Annotated in this window: 23 protein-coding genes; 4 read left to right on the top strand and 19 right to left on the bottom strand. The window is 63.4% G+C overall.

What is annotated here, in order from left to right; all coding sequences use genetic code 11:
- Positions 1 to 741, top strand: a complete 741-nt coding sequence (locus RQ479_RS08375) for a creatininase family protein (RefSeq protein ID WP_376704735.1) — start codon at positions 1 to 3, stop codon at positions 739 to 741.
- A gap of 50 nt (positions 742 to 791) precedes the next feature.
- On the opposite strand, the gene RQ479_RS08370 is transcribed toward RQ479_RS08375, so the two are convergent.
- The 3 genes from RQ479_RS08370 to RQ479_RS08360 all read right to left on the bottom strand — a co-directional run bounded on the left by RQ479_RS08370 (position 792) and on the right by RQ479_RS08360 (position 4,637).
- Entirely contained in the window at positions 792 to 1,709 is a 918-nt protein-coding gene (locus RQ479_RS08370) for a carbohydrate ABC transporter permease (protein WP_292654158.1), read from the bottom strand.
- 13 nt (positions 1,710 to 1,722) lie between these two features.
- Positions 1,723 to 2,844: a carbohydrate ABC transporter permease gene (locus RQ479_RS08365; RefSeq protein WP_292654234.1), complete on the bottom strand. Its 1,122-nt coding sequence runs from the start codon at positions 2,842 to 2,844 to the stop codon at positions 1,723 to 1,725.
- Positions 2,845 to 2,972: 128 nt separating this feature from the next.
- Complete coding sequence (locus RQ479_RS08360) at positions 2,973 to 4,637, bottom strand: sugar ABC transporter substrate-binding protein (protein WP_352575956.1); 1,665 nt, start codon at positions 4,635 to 4,637, stop codon at positions 2,973 to 2,975.
- A gap of 293 nt (positions 4,638 to 4,930) precedes the next feature.
- Between RQ479_RS08360 and RQ479_RS08355 the strand changes: the two genes are divergently transcribed.
- Genes RQ479_RS08355 through rbsK form a run of 3 tightly spaced genes read left to right on the top strand, consistent with a single transcriptional unit; the run spans position 4,931 to position 7,433 of the window.
- Positions 4,931 to 6,004 carry an ABC transporter ATP-binding protein gene (locus RQ479_RS08355; protein ID WP_376705890.1) on the top strand — a complete coding sequence of 358 codons (1,074 nt, stop codon included), beginning with the start codon at positions 4,931 to 4,933 and terminating at the stop codon, positions 6,002 to 6,004.
- A gap of 30 nt (positions 6,005 to 6,034) precedes the next feature.
- Positions 6,035 to 6,487 carry an RbsD/FucU family protein gene (locus RQ479_RS08350; protein ID WP_352465576.1) on the top strand — a complete coding sequence of 151 codons (453 nt, stop codon included), beginning with the start codon at positions 6,035 to 6,037 and terminating at the stop codon, positions 6,485 to 6,487.
- Between the two features lie 4 nt (positions 6,488 to 6,491).
- On the top strand, positions 6,492 to 7,433 hold the full coding sequence (gene rbsK, locus RQ479_RS08345; RefSeq protein ID WP_352465577.1) for a ribokinase: 942 nt from the start codon (positions 6,492 to 6,494) through the stop codon (positions 7,431 to 7,433).
- Between the two features lie 220 nt (positions 7,434 to 7,653).
- Here the strand turns inward: rbsK and RQ479_RS08340 are convergent, their stop codons facing one another.
- From RQ479_RS08340 to RQ479_RS08265, 16 genes are all read right to left on the bottom strand, one after another.
- A complete protein-coding gene (locus RQ479_RS08340; protein WP_376704734.1) occupies positions 7,654 to 8,715 on the bottom strand; it encodes a site-specific integrase in 1,062 nt (353 codons plus the stop codon).
- A gap of 169 nt (positions 8,716 to 8,884) precedes the next feature.
- Positions 8,885 to 9,100 (bottom strand): hypothetical protein, encoded by a 216-nt coding sequence (locus tag RQ479_RS08335; protein ID WP_376704733.1) that lies wholly within the window; start codon positions 9,098 to 9,100, stop codon positions 8,885 to 8,887.
- Positions 9,097 to 9,357 (bottom strand): hypothetical protein, encoded by a 261-nt coding sequence (locus tag RQ479_RS08330; protein ID WP_376704732.1) that lies wholly within the window; start codon positions 9,355 to 9,357, stop codon positions 9,097 to 9,099. The genes RQ479_RS08335 and RQ479_RS08330 overlap by 4 nt, the downstream gene beginning before the upstream one ends.
- Entirely contained in the window at positions 9,357 to 9,917 is a 561-nt protein-coding gene (locus RQ479_RS08325; protein ID WP_376704731.1) for an ASCH domain-containing protein, read from the bottom strand. Before RQ479_RS08325 ends, RQ479_RS08330 begins: the two co-directional genes overlap by 1 nt.
- Complete coding sequence (locus tag RQ479_RS08320) at positions 9,914 to 10,186, bottom strand: hypothetical protein (RefSeq protein WP_376704730.1); 273 nt, start codon at positions 10,184 to 10,186, stop codon at positions 9,914 to 9,916. Before RQ479_RS08320 ends, RQ479_RS08325 begins: the two co-directional genes overlap by 4 nt.
- Positions 10,183 to 11,262 (bottom strand): DUF5131 family protein, encoded by a 1,080-nt coding sequence (locus tag RQ479_RS08315; protein ID WP_376704729.1) that lies wholly within the window; start codon positions 11,260 to 11,262, stop codon positions 10,183 to 10,185. The genes RQ479_RS08320 and RQ479_RS08315 overlap by 4 nt, the downstream gene beginning before the upstream one ends.
- A gap of 279 nt (positions 11,263 to 11,541) precedes the next feature.
- A complete protein-coding gene (locus RQ479_RS08310) occupies positions 11,542 to 12,213 on the bottom strand; it encodes a hypothetical protein (protein ID WP_376704728.1) in 672 nt (223 codons plus the stop codon).
- A 38-nt stretch (positions 12,214 to 12,251) separates the two neighbouring features.
- Positions 12,252 to 13,391, bottom strand: coding sequence for a DNA polymerase III subunit beta (gene dnaN, locus RQ479_RS08305; protein ID WP_376704727.1), 1,140 nt, complete (start codon positions 13,389 to 13,391; stop codon positions 12,252 to 12,254).
- A complete protein-coding gene (locus RQ479_RS08300; protein ID WP_376704726.1) occupies positions 13,381 to 13,749 on the bottom strand; it encodes a hypothetical protein in 369 nt (122 codons plus the stop codon). The genes dnaN and RQ479_RS08300 overlap by 11 nt, the downstream gene beginning before the upstream one ends.
- Before the next feature lie 50 nt (positions 13,750 to 13,799).
- Entirely contained in the window at positions 13,800 to 14,765 is a 966-nt protein-coding gene (locus tag RQ479_RS08295; RefSeq protein WP_376704725.1) for a DUF2303 family protein, read from the bottom strand.
- A 41-nt stretch (positions 14,766 to 14,806) separates the two neighbouring features.
- Positions 14,807 to 15,145: a hypothetical protein gene (locus tag RQ479_RS08290; RefSeq protein WP_287149590.1), complete on the bottom strand. Its 339-nt coding sequence runs from the start codon at positions 15,143 to 15,145 to the stop codon at positions 14,807 to 14,809.
- A gap of 113 nt (positions 15,146 to 15,258) precedes the next feature.
- Positions 15,259 to 15,750: a single-stranded DNA-binding protein gene (gene ssb / locus RQ479_RS08285; RefSeq protein WP_376705889.1), complete on the bottom strand. Its 492-nt coding sequence runs from the start codon at positions 15,748 to 15,750 to the stop codon at positions 15,259 to 15,261.
- A 307-nt stretch (positions 15,751 to 16,057) separates the two neighbouring features.
- Positions 16,058 to 16,309 (bottom strand): hypothetical protein, encoded by a 252-nt coding sequence (locus RQ479_RS08280; RefSeq protein WP_376704724.1) that lies wholly within the window; start codon positions 16,307 to 16,309, stop codon positions 16,058 to 16,060.
- Complete coding sequence (locus RQ479_RS08275; protein ID WP_376704723.1) at positions 16,306 to 17,025, bottom strand: hypothetical protein; 720 nt, start codon at positions 17,023 to 17,025, stop codon at positions 16,306 to 16,308. The genes RQ479_RS08280 and RQ479_RS08275 overlap by 4 nt, the downstream gene beginning before the upstream one ends.
- Entirely contained in the window at positions 17,022 to 17,534 is a 513-nt protein-coding gene (locus tag RQ479_RS08270) for a hypothetical protein (RefSeq protein ID WP_376704722.1), read from the bottom strand. The genes RQ479_RS08275 and RQ479_RS08270 overlap by 4 nt, the downstream gene beginning before the upstream one ends.
- The gene (locus tag RQ479_RS08265) at positions 17,534 to 18,028 is read right to left on the bottom strand and encodes a hypothetical protein (RefSeq protein WP_376704721.1); all 495 of its coding nucleotides are present in this window, start codon (positions 18,026 to 18,028) and stop codon (positions 17,534 to 17,536) included. The genes RQ479_RS08270 and RQ479_RS08265 overlap by 1 nt, the downstream gene beginning before the upstream one ends.
- Between the last annotated feature and the right edge of the window lie 87 nt (positions 18,029 to 18,115).

Below are 18,115 nucleotides of genomic sequence, written 5' to 3'. Positions count from 1 at the left end.
ATGCGCTACGAATTGATGCTGCCGCACCAGATCCGCAAGGCTATCGCCGAGAACCGGCCGGTCGTGTTGCCGCTCGGTGTGCTTGAATATCATGGCGAGCACATGGCCGTCGGCGTGGACACGCTGGCGGTGGTCAAGAGCCTGGAACTGTTCGAAAAAGAAGCCGAGATCGTCATTCTGCCGCCCTTCTATTACGGCGCGGCGAGCTATGCGGTTGCAGCACCGGAAGGCAGTGGTTCGGTGCAGGTCGGCGGCAATGTGCTGGCGCCATTTGCGGAAGAACTGTTCTACAGCTTGCTGCGCATTGGCTTCCGCAACATCCATGCCATCATTCACCACCAGACCGAGAATTTTGCCGCCGGCATGCCAACCGATCTCGCCTTCAAGGCCGCCGGCCGGCAGGCGATCTTCCGCTTCCTGGAGAAAGAACGCGGCGAAGGCTGGTGGGGCTCTGCGGCGATGGCCGACTATTATGCCGAGCACGCCGAGGGCATCAATTTCTTCAACTGGGTGCAGGTGCATCCGCTGATGCCGGCCTCAATGCACAGCCAGTATCCGTTCGACCATGCCGGCATCGGCGAGACGTCACTGATGCTGGCGCTGTGTCCGGAAGCGGTGGACGCCGGCCGTTTCGCCGACAACACCGGCTGGTATACGGCAAGCGCCTCCGAAGCCTCGGCGGAATTGGGGCAAAAAGGGGTTGCCATGATTCTCGATTATTTGCGGGCAACACTTTCGTAGCCAGGTTTTCCCTTCTCCCCTTGTTGTGGGAGAAGGGAGAGCCGGCGCAATTACTTCACCGCGCCCGCGGTCATGCCCATGATCAGGTAACGCTCGAGCGCGATGCCGATGACGGCGAGCGGTGTGATGGCGGCGGTGGCGAGCGCCGCCATCGACCACCAGTTGATGCCTTGCGAGCCGGTCTGGCTCGCCACCATGACGGGAATGGTCTTGGCGTCGGTCGAGGTCAGAAGCGCGGCGAAGAAATACTCGTTCCAGCACAGCACCATCGCCAGGATGAAGGCGGCGACCATGCCCGGCAGCGCGATCGGCATGACGATGCGCAAGAAAGCGCCCCAGATCGACAGGCCGTCGACGAGTGCTGCCTCCTCCAGCTCCACCGGGATGGAGTTGAACTGGTCGCGCATGATCCAGATGACGATCGGCAACACCATCAGCGTGTAGAGCAGGATCAGCCCGATGCGTGTGTCGAGCAGGCCGACCTCCCGGTAAAGCACGAGGAAGGGCAGGGCCAGCACCACCGGCGGCAGGATCAGCTGTGACAGGAAGAAGAAGGAAATATCCTCGTTCCTGAACCAGGCGAACTTGTAGCGGTAGCGGGTCAGTCCGTAGGCGGCGAGGCTGCCGATGACGATGGCGAGGGACGACGCGCCGACCGAGGTGATGACCGAATTCATGAAGCGCTTGATGAATTCGTCGCGAACCGTCGACGTCCGAAAGATCGAGTCCGGCGACAGGCCGAGCGAACGCCAGCCCTTCCAGTCGGGGTTGAAATCGACGAACGGGATCAGATGGCCCTGGGTGACGTCGACCGCGGTCTTGAACGAGGTGGTTATCGTCCAATAAATCGGGAACAGGCAGATGAAAGCCCAGAAGATGAGGGCGCCGTAGATGAAGACGCGGTTGGCGACGAAGCCCGCCGGCGAGCGGATTTCGGAGGCGGCAAAGTCGGTGGTTTGAACGCTCATCTTGCCGGCCCGATCAGTTGACGTTGCGCACGAAGCGGCTGGCGAATTTCAGCAGCCAGGTCACGAACACGATGATGATGATCAAATAGGCCATCGCCAGCATCGTGCCGTAGCCGACGTTCGAGCGGTCGCGATATTCGCGGTAGATGAAACTGGACACCGAATCGGTCGCGCCGCCCGGGCCGCCGGAGGTGACGGTGATGATGATGTCGGCAAGCTTCAGCTTGAAGATGATGCGCAGGATGACCGCCGTCACCGACACCGGCAGCATCAGCGGGAAGGTGACTTGCCAGAAAGTCTGCCAGGCGGTGGCGCCATCGACACGCGCCGCCTCGAGCACCTCGCGTGACATTGCCTGCAGGCCGGCAAGCAGCATGATCATCATGAACGGGATGAAGGTCCACGCGTCGAGCACCATGATCGAGATGCGGGCGGTGATCGGGTTGGAGAAGAAGGCCGGGTTTTCCCAGCCGAGATGGCGCGCCAGCGTCGCGGCGGGCCCGAAGCGGTATTCCATCAGCGACTTGCCGATCATCCACGACACGGCCACCGGTGACAGCATCAGGGGCATGAGAAACACGACGCGGAAGAATTTTCGTGCCCTAATCTGCGCGTTGAGCAGCAGCGCCAGGCCGAAGGCGATGACATATTCGACGAACACCGCCAGCACGTAGAGCACCATATTGAACAGCGCGTTGCGATAATAGGCGTCGTTCAGCATCTGCCAGAAATTGTCGAGCCCGTTGAACTGCCGGCCGCTGAAGGAACTGAGGTTCCAGTCGGTCAGCGCGATGTAGAAGCCGAACAGCGTCGGGAAGATCACCATCGCAATGGTGAACAGCAGCGCCGGCAGCAGGAACAGCGCGCGCTGGCCGTCCTCGCCGCGCGTCAGCACCTGGCCGATGCCAAGCGCGACACCCCACAGCACATAGGCGTAGACAACCGGCCGCCAAGTCTCGAAGCCGATAGCGTCGACATCGCTCTTGTAAAGGATCTGCAGCGCAATCACCGCCAGAAGGCCGAGCGTTGCAGCAGCCATCAGCGCCCAGCCAAGCCGTTTGCGGCTCCGCGGTATCAGGTCGGATGGCACGGCGCCTGCCGGCCATTCACTTGTCGACAAAGTCTGGTCAGCCAGGGTCCGGTCAGCCACGCGTCTTGCCCGTTCACAGGAGGCTCGATGACCGGCCGAGCCGGTCGAGGCCAAGTCGGTCAAGGGGAGGTCCGGCGGCTGTGCGCTGCCGGACCAAGTTTCACGATCTCAGCCTACATGCCGAGCGAGGCCTTGTAGAGCTTGACCTGGTTGTCGCGGCCGATCTGGTCGGTCAGCTTCTCCCAGGCGGCTGCGATGGCGTCGGCGCCTTCCTGCGCCTTCATCTTGCCGGCAAAGGTGTTGGCCAAAATGTCCTCGGCGGCGCTGTAGTATTGGAAGATGCCGGGGATGCGCGGCTCGATCGCCGCGTTGGGATGGTTGTAGCTGTCGGCTTCCGACTTCAGATACGAGGTGATGAACGCCTCGTCGTAGCCCGCCGCCACCCATTCCGGAATGTTGAAATGCGAGTTGCGATAGGGCTGGAAACCCGACGGATAGGCCGCGCACCAGAGCGACAGGTCCTTGCCGCCGAGATGGGCAGCGGCAGACCATGCCGCCTTCTTCTTCTTTTCGTCGCTGTCGACACGGGCCATGACATAGACGCCCCAGCCGAGATAGGCGCAGTTCGGCGCATGGTTCGGGCCGCTGGCGAGCTTGTCCCACTGGCCGGTCTTGGAGTTGTAGACATCGTCCGAGCCCGGCAGGATCGAGAAGCCGGTGATGTCGCCGACGACCGAGGAATCGTTGGTCTTGACGTTCGAACCGACGTCGCCCCACCAGGTAACCATCGAACCGGTGCCTGCCAGGAATTGCTGGAAGGCGGTGGTGTTCGGGTCGGCGTTGATCTGGTCGGCAGGCTCGGAGGGCAGGGCATCGATGACGTCCTGGATCGCCCGCACCCATGCCGGATTGTTGACGCGCGGCTTCATCGTGTCGGCATCGAACAGCCATGCCTTGTCATCGGGATGCTTGGCGTAGGCGCTGGCGCGGCTGCCGAGGAAATAAAAGCCGAAACCGCCCCAGGGCTTGGGCGCATCGAGATAGCCAAAGACATCCTGGCCCTTCACCTGCTTGCCCTTGAGGAATTTCGTCACCGCCTGCACCTGCTGCCAGGTCTTCGGCACGCCCCATTCGCCTTCTCCGCCGCCGTCCTTCCAGGCCTTGGCGAGGTCGGCATCGGCGAACACGTCGGTGCGGTAGTTGAAATTATGTGCGTCGCCGTCAACGGTCACGCGATATTGCTTGCCGTCCCATGTGCCGACCGGCGGCTGCAGATAGGCCACGACATCCTTCATGTCGATCTGGTCCTTGACCCAGTCCGGCATTTCGGAGGTGAGACCCTTGCCGCAGACGTCGCCTTCGAACGGTGCCCCCATTTCGATGATGTCGAAATCGACGGTGCCTGTCGCGATCGACTGCTGCAGGCGGGCGTTGTAGTCAGCCTGCGCCAGGTCGATCCAGTTGATCTTGGCGCCGGTATAGGTCTCCCACGGCTTCAGGAAACCGCGAAACAGCACATTGTGCAGGTTCTGATTGTTGAGGCCCATGAAGGTGAGTTCGACACCGGCGAATTCGCCTTCCTTGACATTGGCCTTGGTGGCTCCCAGGCAAAGCTCGCCGACCTGCTGGAAGTCGGCATCGGTCGGCTGACCCTTGCCGACGCCCGGGATCTGCAGGATCTGCGCGCGCAGATCGTCGGCGGCCGCAGCCGTGCGCGTCAGGGCACCAAGTCCGGCGCTTGAGGCCGCGGCGAGGGCGGCCATGCTGGCCGCTCCCTTCAGCACGTCGCGGCGGGTGGCCCCGGCGCGGACAAGTTGGTTATAAAGGCTGACTTTCATCTCGTTCCTCCCAGAAGGTCAATTGTGAATTGGTTCAGATGGTGGAGCGCCGATTATGTTCCCAACGACAGCGACTCCCGTAAATAGCGGCCCGAATTCTCCCTCCCGCGACGCTTGGCATTCAGTGCCGGACAAGCGTACCGGTGCGCCCGGAACAGGGTCATAAGCCGGGCAGTTGTCACTATTCGCACAACGAAGTGCGGTGTCAACGTGAATGGGTTTTTTATCTATAAGAGACCGACTTGCCCTCGCCGTTTGCGTTGTTTAGCTTCACGGCAAATGAAGGGGGAATGATGGCTCAAGTCGCGATCCGCAATGTGGCCAAGGCGTTCGGAACCGTCAAGGTTCTGCACGATGTCAGCGTCGACATCGCCGACGGGCAGTTCGTGGTGCTGGTCGGGCCTTCCGGCTGCGGCAAGTCCACGCTGCTGAGGATGGTGGCCGGGCTGGAAACGGTCTCCGGCGGCACCATTGCCATCGGCGAGCGCGTCGTCAACCATCTGCCGCCGGCCAAGCGCGACATCGCCATGGTGTTCCAGAACTACGCGCTCTATCCGCACAAGACGGTCGAGCAGAACATGGCCTTTGCTCTCAAGCTGCGCAAAACCGACCCGGCGGTGGTCACTGACCGGGTCAAGCGCGCCGCCGACATCCTCGACCTCAACCCCTACCTCAAGCGCTATCCGCGCCAGCTCTCCGGCGGCCAGCGCCAGCGCGTCGCCATGGGCCGCGCCATCGTGCGCAACCCGCAGGTGTTCCTCTTCGACGAGCCGCTCTCCAATCTCGATGCCAAGCTGCGTGTCCAGATGCGCACCGAGATCAAGGAACTGCACCAGCGGCTGAAGACCACCACCATCTACGTCACCCACGACCAGATCGAGGCCATGACCATGGCCGACAAGATCGTGGTGATGCGCGACGGTCGCATCGAACAGGTCGGCGCGCCGCTGGAATTGTTCGACCGGCCGGCCAACCTGTTTGTCGCCGGCTTCATCGGCTCGCCCTCGATGAACCTGCTCAAGGGCGTCGTGCGCAAGGGCGATAAGCCCGTCGTCGAGATCCCGTTTGTCGAGATCAATGGGACGCCGTTCCCGATTGCGGCGACCAGTGCCGTGGAAGATGGCCGCAATGTCGTCTACGGCGTGCGGCCCGAGCATCTCGAAATCCATCCCGATGGTGTTCCGGCGAAGATTTCGGTGGTCGAGCCGACCGGTTCCGAGACTTTGGTGTTCCTGCGCTTCGGCGAGGGCGAGATGGTGGCGCTGTTCCGTGAACGCCACGACTTCAAGCCGGGCGACACACTGCACCTGAAACCGCGGCTCGACCAGGTGCATCTCTTCGACGCAGAGACCGGCAAGCGTCTCTGATTTCGCCCAGCAAACTTCGCGAGGAATACCATGCTCAAAGGAATCAATCCGCTGCTCAATGCCGATGTGCTGCAGGCGCTGCGGGCGATGGGACACGGCGACGATCTGATTATCGCCGACACTAATTTCCCGTCCGATTCGGTGGCGCGCCAGACTGTGCTTGGCCGGCTGCTGCGCATCGATGCGTCGGCGGCCGACGTGGCCAAAGCGGTGCTTTCGCTCTATCCGCTGGACACCTTCGTCGACGATGCCGCCGCGCGCATGGAGATCGTCGGCAGGCCGGACGACATCCCCGCCGTGCAGCAGGAAGTGCAAAAAGAGATCGATGCCGCCGAGGGCAAGGCCTGGCCGATGATCTCGGTCGAGCGCTACGCCTTCTACGAACGCGCCAAGAAGGCCTATTGTGTCATCCAGACCGGCGAGCGCCGCTTCTATGGCTGTTTTGCCTTCCGCAAGGGCGTCGTGCCACCAGATGCGGAGTAGCGGCATGCCGGCGAGACCGATCGTCATGAAGCCTGTTGTCATATTGGGCGTCTTCGTCGCCGACACCGCCTACCGCGCCGCCCGCCAGCCGCGCATGGGCGAGACGATCCTGGGCACGTCCTTTACGCTCGGCCCCGGCGGCAAGGGTTCGAACCAGGCGGTGGCGGCCGGCCGGCTCGGCGCCGACGTCACCTTCCTGACCCGCCTCGGGGTCGACCCCTTTGCCGATATGGCGAGACAGACCTGGTTGCAGGCCGGCGTGAAGAGCGCCGTCATCGACACGCCGGAAAGCTACACCGGTGCCGCCTATATCTTCATTGAGGAGACGAGCGGCAACAACGCCATCATCGTCAGCCCCGGCGCGGCGATGCTGATCTCGCCCGCCGACATCGAGGCAAATGCCGGGCTGATCCGCGCGGCCGGCGTCTTCGTCACCCAGCTCGAACAGCCGATCGAGGCGGCGCTGCGGGCGCTGGAGATCGCGCGCGGGGCAGGGGTGACCACCATCCTCAACCCGGCGCCGGCGGCAAAGCTTCCGGACCGCATCTATACGCTTTGCGACTATGTCACGCCGAACGAGACTGAGGCCGAGGAACTGACCGGCATCAAGGTGTCCTCCATCGACGATGCCCGCCGTGCCGCCGACAGTCTGCTGGAGAAAGGCGTTGGCACGGTCATCGTGACGCTCGGCGAAAAGGGTGCGCTGCTGCATGCGGCCGATCGTTCCGAGCATGTCGCGGCGGTCGCCGCCGGCCCGGTCATCGAGACCACCGGCGCGGGCGACGCCTTCAATGGCGGCCTGGCGGCGGCGCTGTCGAGGGGGATGGAACCCCTGCAGGCGGTGCGCTTCGCCTGCGCCGTCGCCGGCATCTCGGTGACGCGTCCAGGCACCGCCCCGTCCATGCCGACGCTGCCGGAAGTCGAGGCACTGCTGGCCAGGGAGTGAAGCCGTCGCTGCGGGATGAGACTGTAAGCGGCAGCGAATGGGTTAGACCCGGCGCCTGTCCGAGAGATTATCGTTCGTTTACACCGAAGATGTCGGCGGTTCGAGCCCGTCATCGCCCACCATTTTTTCTCAATAAAATCAAAGCGGTGCGCCATCACTCGGAGGCGGACTTCGGCTGGTGCGCCCAGCTATGCGCCCAGAAACGATGATTTTGGGCGCTTTAATAGGCATCGGCGGCGGCCTGCTGGAAGTCCGGATGATGGTGGCCGTAGGTCGTTTCCATCTGCTTGACGGTCATGCCGAGCGAGCCGGCTGCATCCCAGATCGGAACGCGGCGCTGCATCAACCAGGTCGCGCGCGTGTGGCGCATGATGTGCGGGGTTACTTCCTCGCCGAGCTTGGCCTCGACGCGCGCAGCGTCAAACGACTTGCGCATAAGGCCGATCGGCTCGCCGCCCTTGGCATGGATCACCGGCCCCTTGCCGCCGTCGATCCCGCGCCACCGTTTCAGATGAGCGATCAGCCGCCGCGGCAGCCGCATCGGCGGCCGGCGCTTCGTCGTCTCGCGCACGCGCTCACCACGCCGATACAGCACGCCGGCGTCCAGGTCCGGCCAGCCGCCGGCCGGGCCGCGGTTCCAGTTGAGATCGAGGATTGCCGCGTGCCGTGTGCCGGTATAGAGGCCGATCAGGATGAAGCGCGGCAGGCACTCATAGGTCTTCGGCCTGGAGCGGCGCAGGCGAAGTGCTGCGCGCAGCAGCTCGGCCGCCTCCCGGCGTGTCAGCCAGCGCTCGCGGGCGACGGGCTTGTCAGGCAGGTCGAAATACGGCCGGAAGTTCAGCCGCTTCTCCTTGCAGAACATGTAGACGGCGGCACGAAGATCCTCGAGCTCGCGGCGCGCGGCCGCCTGGTGGATGCGGCTTTCGGCGTATTCGCGGCAGGTCTCGCCGTCGATCGCTGACAGCGGCTTGTCGCCCCAGAAGAGCGTCAGGAAGGCGATTCGGCCCTCAAGCGGGCTGGTATCTTCGTCACGGGATTGCTTGGCGGCGAGATAGTAATCTAGAGCTGCCGCGCACGCGATGTGATCGGGACCACGTTCGACGGCGACGGGCTTTTGCTTTTTTTGGCCGATGTATTCCGCGAGCTTTTCCGCCGCGCTCTCAGTTTCGCCAACAAGGCATCCCGTTCGCTTGTAAACGGACCCGTCGCGGATGACGAGCCGCTTGACGCCGTCCCGGTCGAGCCGGGGGACGATGCGGGGAGGGCTTTTCCGACGCGGCATTTGAGGCGCATTTCCATGATTGCGGACGGGGTGACGAAATCCTTGTTGGCAATCCGCTCGATTGTCAAATTCCCCTTGCGCGCCTCGGCGCGCAGCGCCTTTGGCGTCAGCCTCCCGGCGAAGAACCGGTCGCAGGCTTCCTGTAGCCGAATCGGCCTGTCGTCGTCGGTCACGGCTTGGCCTTCCGGATGGCGTTGCCGCTGGTGAGCATCGCCGTACCGTCGGCGAATTCGACACGGACCGAGTTGAAGCGCGCCGGCGTTGCCCGGCCGAAGCCCGGCAGCGCGAACGAGGCGGCGCCGGGCTTGCTGCGTGCCGTCACGGCGCAGGGCTGGCCCTTGCGGCCGTGGCGGTCCCATCGATAGATGTAGGGCAGGGCGGTCACCAGAGATCCTCCGAATAGAGCTCCGGCGGCCATTGCGGATCGCGGATCTGTTCGGCCTTTACGGCAACGACGGCCGCCTCATGTCGCCCGACGAATCTGCCATTGCTTGTCAGGAAGCCCTGGTTCCGCAGGGCGACAAGCTCTTTCGTCAGGTCGTAGAGCGGCCGAAGCACATCGCAGTGGCGCGCCGGCGCGGGCAGCGTCACGACTAGGCCTCTGTGGCGGATGGCGACGGCTACGATGCGTTCCTGCGTCACTACGGCCTCCAGTCCCAGAAGCCTTGGGCGCCCTTAGCCGGCTGGATCGGCTCCAGCGGCTCGATCGCGGTCAGCGGCCACGCCCAGTTGCTATGCTCGTCGCGATCGCTGTCGTTCGGCCTGGCGCCGAATTCCGACACGATCTCAAAGGCGCGCCGCGGCTGGCCGAGCACGGCCGTGCCGAGAATCGAAGCGAGGGGCAGCGCGAGCGGGTTGGAATGCCAGCGCTCGAGCATGGCGAGCGCCTCCGGCTTCAGCGCCGTCGACCAGGCCTCGGCCGAGCGGAGCCGGATGATCAGGTCGGCAATCTCCGCCTTCTTAACCGGCCGGGCGCCGGCATGAATGGCGATCCGCTGGCCGCGAATCGCCACAGGCGCGGGCCAGCCGCGAAACTCGTAGGGCTTGACGCCAGCCATGATCAGCGTCGCCCAAGGCTGCCATATGGTCAGGGCTTTCATCGGGCGACTTCCCAAGCCGAAATGCACACCGGCGCGATGGTCCGCGCCAGTTTCTGCCAGGTCTTCGCGAACTGCCGCCACAACAGTGTCGATCGTCGTCATGCCTTCACCTTTGGGAAGTTCTCGGCATCGAGGCGTTCCCTCTTTTCCAGAGCGAGCTCGGCGCCGGCGCGGGTGAGGCCAAACAGGTCGTCACCCCCAGTCAGTTGTGAGCCGGCGCGCCGCCAGGCGTGGCCGGCCTCAACCAGCGCCATCCATTCGGGATGATCGTAGCTGCCTTCACCCGTGACGAAGTGGTTTCGGTATGAGCGCCGTTGCCTGTTCGGTAGTCCGAGCGCATGCCGCGCGAGTTCCTTCTGTACCGGGGTCATGCTGCCGCCTTTGGAAATTCTGAGTGTTCACGGCCGTCGAGCAACCGCCCGGCGGCTTTCTTGCCGACGAGGCTCATGGTCCGCATCTCCGGATCAATAAGCCGCGCTTTTGGAAAGTCGGCCTGCCATTCCCTGACACGACCGTCTGGCAACAGGGTCGCCTGCTCGAAGCGCCATGGATCAGTCACATCTGATGATGGAGCCCAAGCACCCCATTGCTTGAACAGATAGGGAATGCCGTTCGATGCCGCGAAATCGCGTGTGCTGTAGTGCCATGCCGGATGGTTCGGCCGCGCACCCGCGCCGCTCTCACCGCCTGAGACGATCCAGCGAAGGAATTCCCAGCCCGTCCAGTCGATCGGGCCGAGCGCGGGCTCGTAGGAAACCCACGTCAGCCAGCCCATCTCGGCGAGCTTGCGCATCGGCTCGCGTCGTTCATCCGCGTGCTTCTGATCTTCGACGGAGCAGCCGAGCCAGATGTGCGGGAAGACGTCGGGCCAGTGCGACATGCCGCCTGCCCAATCGAACAGCGGATATGCGCATCCTGGTGGCGGGGTTCCCATCGCTTCCAGCATGTCTGCAAAGAGCTTGCCGCGTCCGCTCGAGTGCGCCGCTCGAACTTCGGCAGGTCCGCGTGCGCCCTTGAAGTCGAGGTCTTCCTCGAAAAAATTCACGTCCGCCCACCGCTGGAAGAAATCCAGCATGATGTCGGGCCGCTTCGTCAGCACCTGGTGTGTATGACGCCACGCCTGCGCCATGACGTCGAAGACGCGCATCGTCCAGCCGAATGGGACTTTCTCGTAGAAAAGGTCTCCGTGGGCGCAGACGAAGATCTTGCGCGGCGTTTTCCACTGCAGCGGCTGGAAGAGCCACTCCTCGTTGAAGCGGACCTCTCCAGTCCAGACCGGCCCGTTCTTCGTTTCCACCGTCAGCCCGGCTCGGCTCGGGTGGTTCCGCAGCCGCGTTCCGGCCAGCTTCATCGCGTAACAGCGCTTGCAGCCAGGCGACTTCACAGCGCAACCGGTGATCGGGTTCCAGGTCGCGTCGGTCCATTCGATCGAGGAATGATCAGCCATCTGCGTCATCTCCCAATGGGACTGTGATAGGCCAAGCACCAGCCGGCGCCTTCGCGCGGCGTGGAAACTCGACTAGCGGTGTGTAGGATATGCCGCCTCGGCTGTTGAATGGCTCGGCTCTGACGAGGCCGGCTGCGACCAGCTCGTCAAGCGCCGCTTGCGAGCGGGGCGAAGGCTTGCTCTCGACCATTCTGAAGGTGAGCTTGCCTTCGCCGGACGGCATCAACGAGAACATTGATGATCCGAAGAACTTGGCGTCCGTGCTGAGACCGGAGAGTTTCACGGCACACCTCCTGAGAGGGCGGCGTCGAGTGCGGAGCGGATGGTAGAAAGCCACCAGTCTGCCTCGCTATATCGACCGTTTGCTTCCGCTTGTCGCAAAAGTGGTGAAATGTCATGAGGCAGCGAAAGATTGCCGTCCGTGTCGGTAAAATCCTCCAAGCTTGGGAATTTGTGTTGCTTATCGTTGAAGTAGGATTTTTGCGCTATGGCCTTCGTTTCGAGATTACGCAGCGCCTCCAGCGTATCCGGCACTGCCCGGGTGGCAGGGGCGAGGGCGCTTCGGATGCGAGCTTCGTAATCAGCTTGAGCGGCTGCTTGGGCGGCCTGTAGGGTGGCGTGATCACTTCCAACGCATCGCCAGACTTCATCTGTCTGATAGGCTACATAGTTCTCGCCAAACCCGGTCGGCGCGACGAATGATGTATTTCTGTAAGGACTTTCCTTCCACTCCAGCCCCTTCACCGCCACAGCAGGAACTGCCTCTGGGGCGGCGGTAGCTTCTTCCCGGTATTTGACACCGCAGAACGGACAGAACGTCGGGATGGCCCCGACCTTGTCTCGGTTGCGCCTGTCGATCTTTTCGGTGGAGATAGCAGGGAAGACGTATCCGGGGCGCTCCGCCGTACCGAACGTGAAGCCTACCGCAAGCCGGCTGTTGCGCTCGGCCAATTGAGCGTCGAGAGTTTCAATGCATTTGCAGGACATGGTCAAACCCTCATTGGCATCAGGACGAAGAGCGGCTTCAGCTCGTCGTCGGTTTCCGGCTGGATCAGCGTCGGCGAGCCTGGATCGCCGAGGCTGAACACCAGGCGCTTGCCTTCGGCGGCGTTGAGCAGGTCTAGGCAGTAGCGGCCGTTGAAGCCGATCTCGACGCTGTCGCCCTCGCCGTGCTCGATCGTCACTTCGTCATTGGCGCTGCCGGCGTCTGGATTATTGGTGGTCAACGTAAGATTGCCGCCGGCTTCGAAGGAAAACTTCACCGCGCTGCCGCGCCCGCTGGACACCGTGGTCACGCGGTCGACGGACTTGGCGAGCGCTTCCTTCTCGACCGTGAAGTGGTTGGCGTTGCCGGCGGGAATGACACGCTGATAGTCCGGGAAGCTGCCGTCGATTAGCTTTGAGACCAGCACAGCGCCATCGCATTCGACGCGCAGCTTCGTGTCGGACAGGCCGATCGTCGCCTGTCCCTTGTCGCCGAGGATCTTGCCGATCAGGTCGACCGTCTGGCGCGGCACGATGATGCCGGGCATGCCGGCCGCACCTTCGGGTAGAGCGGTGCTGAATTTGGCCAGCCGGTGGCCATCGGTGGCGACGGCGTGGAAGTGTTCGCCGGCGTGCCAGTAGACGCCATTGAGATAATAGCGCGTCTCCTCGCTGGAGATGGCGAAGGACACGGTGTCGAACATGCGGGAGATCGCCGCGACATCCATTTCGAAATTGTGGCTGGCAGTGCCGCCGTCCATGGTCGGGAAATCGATTGCCGGCAGCACCTGGATGCGGAAGCGCGTGCGGCCGGACGACAGCGTGGCGAAGTCGCTTTCGGCCGCGAGCGCGATCTCGGCGCCTTCCGGCATCTTGCGCACGGCGTCGTGGAGCAGGGTCGACGGCAGCGTAAAACGTTCATCCTTGCCGGCCTGGCAGGCCACCGTGGTGCGCAGCTCGCGGTCGAGATCGGTGCCGGTGATGGTAAGCGTGCCCGCCTTGGCGTCGACGGCGAGCAGCACGTTCTGCAGCACCGGAATGGTGCTGCGGCGCTCGACAGCCTTGCTGACCAGGGCGAGCGCGGGAAGCAAAGCCTCCCGCGAAAGCATGATGGTGCTGGCCATGCCTGTACGGTTAGCGGCCATCGTGGCTACCCGTAGTGTTCTCCGATTTGGCAATCGTTTTTACGGGGTACGGCCCGCTGGTCTGTGCCCGCCACCATGCGCGGAAACTGTCCGTGTCGGCGGGTTCGCTCATGACCATCATGAGGCTAGGCGCAAGAGGCCCACGAAAGTGCAGCAATTCCAGATAAATGTCCGCGCCCTCGGCGATAGCCTTTCTCTGTGCATCAGTGAGATGGAAACGGCTGATAGCACTATCTCCATTTCTGCCCGGCAAGGTTCGAAGTGGACGGTACTGCGGCTGATTTTTGGCGTAAGTCGTCTCAAACTCCTCGAGGCCGACCACAACTGGTCCATCATGTGGACTGATAAAATCGAACATCGTTTCTAACTCCCTTTGCTGTACCAAGACATGGTTCTCTTGGTCTTTGCTTACGCCGTCATCTCCGGCGTGCCTTCATAGGTCGGCAGGTCGGTCTTGCTGCGCACCTCGGCAAGCGTCGAGCGGACATGTTCGTTGATCGCCTGGTCGGGCCGATAGATCTGATACGACCACAAGATCATCGCGCCCGACGGGCGGTAGCGCAGCCGCACAGGAATGCGCACCTTCTCGCCCATGAAGAACGGCGCCAGATTGAGCATGAACAGGCCGGGCACCTTCAGCGGCTTGCCGTCGGCGTCGTTATGCGCCTCTTCCCAGGCGATCTGGCCTTCGCCGCTCTGAAGCGTCGTTGCCGTCTTGACCTTGGTGTCGATGTTGACCTTGAGGCCGCGCGACAGCTCGACCACTTGCGCCGGCGTCGCGATCTTGGTCTGGAACTGCTGTTCGAAAGTGGCCCGCTCATGCTCGGTCGGCGAGGCGAGCTCTGCGACGCGATCCTCGAGGAAATAGGCGAACTCGGCCTGCTTCATCGGCTCGCCGTTCATCTCGATCCACTTCTTCCATTCCTCCGACAGTGGGAAGGCGTAGTGGACGCGATGCTTGCCGAAGGCAGCGAGCCCGGCCGGGGCGTTCTGGTGATAGTCGATGACGGCCGTGAAGGACGGATTGCGCCAGTCGGCATCGGCGAAGATGACGCTGTCGCCGGTCTTGTGGCGATTGGTCAATTCGCAGAAGGCCTCGAACGTCTGCGCGGTTGCCTGGCCGGCCTTGCGGGCAGGGTGCTGGCGGAACGGTTCGAACAGGCTGGCGATGCCGCGCGCTTCGGGCGAGCGGCCGTTGACCAAGGCCACGGGGATCGAAGCGGGCACGCCGACCATGCCTTCCGGTGCGGCCAGCATCGACAGAGTGATGGCGCTGGCGTCGGCGCCAAGCTGGGCAAGGGCCTTGATGTCGAGGCCGGCGGCTGGTGCAATGAGTTCCGCCATCTGGGCGGCAGGCGTGGTTTTGGCGTTCATCGAAAAGGATCCTTCAGAGTTGGAGGTGAAAAAAATCAGGACTACTGGCGATCGGCGGCCGCGCGCGGGCCGCCGAACATGTCGGTCTGTTGCGGATGCTCGGTCGACAGCGAGCCGTCATCCAGCACCCAGTAAAAGGACGAGCCGCGTGCCGGCTTCGGCCGCTTCGAATCGATCTCGCAGGTGATCGTCGCCGTGCCGGCCTCGACCTCCACGTTGATCTTGAGCGAGACGTGGCCCTTGATCTTGGTCTTAGGCCGGTCGCCGGAAAGCTCCTTCAGCTTGGCCAGCGTCTCGGTGATCTCGGTGGACATGGCGGCGGCGACTTCGCCGCCTTCCAGCATGCCGATGATGGTCTGTGCATCGCGGATTTTTTTCACTTCGTTTGTCCTCGCGGCCGTTCCGCGCCCGTCTTGAGCTTGTCCGATCCGGAAGCGCCCGGGCGCTGGCCTCCGGACGGGGCGGGCAACGATGCCCGGCCCGCAGTCGCGGGCTAGAAGGGGATTTCGTCGTCGAGGGTTTCGCGCAGGCCTGGCGACTGCTGGTCAGGGCCGCGCTCCTGGCGGGTCGATCCGCTCCGCTGGGTGCCGTAATCGTCAGGGCTGCGCGCCGGATGGTCGGCCCCGTTTTGGCCCAGCTTGTCGAGCATCTGCAGTTCGCCGCGGAATTTCTGCAGCACGACTTCCGTCGAGTAGCGTGCGGCGCCTGACTGGTCTTCCCATTTGCGGGTCGAGAGCTGGCCCTCGACATAGACCTTCATGCCCTTCTTCAGATACTGCTCGGCGACCTTGCAGATGTTCTCGTTGAAGCAGACGACCGTGTGCCACTCGGTCTTTTCCTTGCGCTCACCCGTCGTCTTGTCGCGCCAGCTTTCCGATGTGGCGATGCGGAAATTGACCACGCTGTCGCCGCTGTTCAGGCGGCGGATTTCCGGGTCCGCGCCGAGGTTGCCGATCAGGATGACCTTGTTGACGCTGCCGGCCATTAGCGGCCTCCCGCCTGGAGACGCAGCATCTTCGCCGTCTTCTTCAGCGTTGACGTGCAGCCGGCCGGCCGGCTGCGGCGCGACATGTATTGCTTCGAGCTCCAGCCTTTCCAGACGACCGGCGTTCTCTTCGCGGACTTGCGCTTCTTCCGGATGACGGGCTGGCGGACCGGCGCCGGGAATTGCGGCATGATCGCTGGCCAGGCGAAACCGCGATCGGCTCGAGGGTTGAAGTGCCTCCGCGGAGGCGAACATCGCCGCCGCAAACATTGTCGACCTGCCAAGTGAGAGCGCCATTGGGGCCATGTCAGGCTGTCCTTTCTTCGGGGAGAGTGACCAGCGCATGGCCGGCAGGAGCGTTGGGGTCGTTCGGCGTCAGGCCGGCGATCTGCGCCTCGATGTCGGCGATCAGGTCGTTGCGCAGGCTGGCTGCGAACGGCGCGGCGAGCATGATCTCGCTGGAATTGTAGAGCCGCTCGCCGATCAGCAGGCGCAGCGGTTCGCCGCCGCGCAGGCGCTCGACCGTCTCGTGCCAATGGCGGATCGCGGCCTCGCTCATGCCGCCCTCACGATCAGGCCGAGATAACGCTCCAGCCGGTCGAGGAAGGCAATCTCGGCCTTCATCGCGCCCCATGGTTCGATCGGGCTCTTCAGCTTCGGCATTGGCAGGTCGCAGCGGACGAGCGGGAAGTCGCCCTTGGCGCCATAGAGTGCGCGCGCCTCGGCCATGCACATGCGTTCGTCCATCTCCGCGACCTGGCGGGCGTAAAGCGGCATGCGCGAAATCGGCGGAAGCTGCGCTGCTTCGGTGATCGGGATGTCGAGCGCGCGCTTCGAGCGATTGGTCCCTTCCGCCACTGCGCCATGCGCGATCTCGGCGGACACGCCCTTCTCGATCAGGTATTCCGCCGTCTTGAGATCGATATCCAGAACCGCCGGCCGCCCGATATCGCCGAGTAGATATTCATGGGCGTCATGCAAGAGGAAATAACCTGCCAGCACGCCGTCGCCGCTTTCGCGAAACAGCGCGTCGGCGCCCATCACGCAATGCTGTGCCACCGACAGTGCGGCGCCGCGATGCCGGCCGGTCCACCGCGACGTCTTCGACAGGGTTGCCGCTATGTGGGCAAAATCGATCTGATCGACCTTCATATCGGCGAGGTCTGCGATCTGGCCGTCCAGCATGACGATCGGAACCATCTTGCTGACGCGACGGGCCGATTGCTGCTCGGCCCGTCGCGTTGCTTTCGAGATGTGCCGCACCTCCTGGTTCATTGCGCCACCTGCGGCAGCATCTGTTCGACGGCGCGCATGACGGTCATGCGGTTGGCCGGAAAGATCGGCAGGCGATTGAGGTAAAGCGCCAGCAGCGCGAGGCAGCGCTCGCGCTGGCCCGGCCATGGGTCGAGCACCAGTGATGCCCGCGCGGCGCAGTATGTGCCCCAGGCGACAAGCAGCGCCTGCGTCTCTTTAGTGTCCCGTGGCAGCGGCGGCCGGTTCGGCAGCGGCGCGCGCGCCTTCTCGATGATGTCGGCCAACAGATCGGGCCGGGACCAAATCTGCCGCGTGCTCGCTTCGGTGGCGAGCCTGGTCGCCTGTTCCTTGAACTCGACGATCTCGGCGTTAGTGAAGCCGGCTCGGATCAGATCGTTGAAGCGCACGCCGCCGCCGACCGAAAACAGCTCGCGCATCGTATCTGCCATTTCGCGGCAGCGCGGATGCATATCGCCGCCGTCGTCGGGCAGTATCGGGCGCGTTTGAGGCGATGAACGATGGTGCAGCATCAGAGAGCTCCCAAAATGACAGCGGCGCAGAACAGGATCGCCGCGACCGCGATGAGCGAGGCGAGGTTCTTGGCCAGCGAATAGTCCTCGTGGTAGCCTCGCGCTCGCTGCAGGCGCTCACCTTCGATGACGCCGAGATTGCGCGGGGGGATTGAATGCGACGATTGATGCTGGCGGCGACGCTCTGCGCGGCTTGGACCGGGCAGGGACTGGCAGACGATCCTGCCGTTCTTGGCCGCGCCGGCATGGAGCAGGTTTACGTGTGGCGGGATCACGACGCGTGGAGCGAGGGGTTGGCGCTCGTTCGGGCCGGCGTGCACAAGACCGATCCGCAGATGGTCCTTCGCCTGATGGCTTGTATCGCCAGCAATGGTGACCGCGCGGTTATTATCGGAAGCTCTGGCCTTGCGTCGAAAACCATCCTTGTTATCGACGGCGCCCAGAAGGGCTGCCGCGGCTTTGTGACCGACGAGGACCTTGGATTGCGGTGACACCTGAAACGCTCCATCGGTTGAGACGACGGCGCAAAGTGTGAATTACTCACATCAGAGTGTCAAGCGGAAATGTGATAAACTCACACT

Origin of the sequence: Mesorhizobium sp. ISC25, assembly GCF_042295465.1 — a bacterium.
Classification (GTDB): domain Bacteria; phylum Pseudomonadota; class Alphaproteobacteria; order Rhizobiales; family Rhizobiaceae; genus Mesorhizobium.
This window is presented reverse-complemented; position numbering and strand designations above follow the sequence as displayed.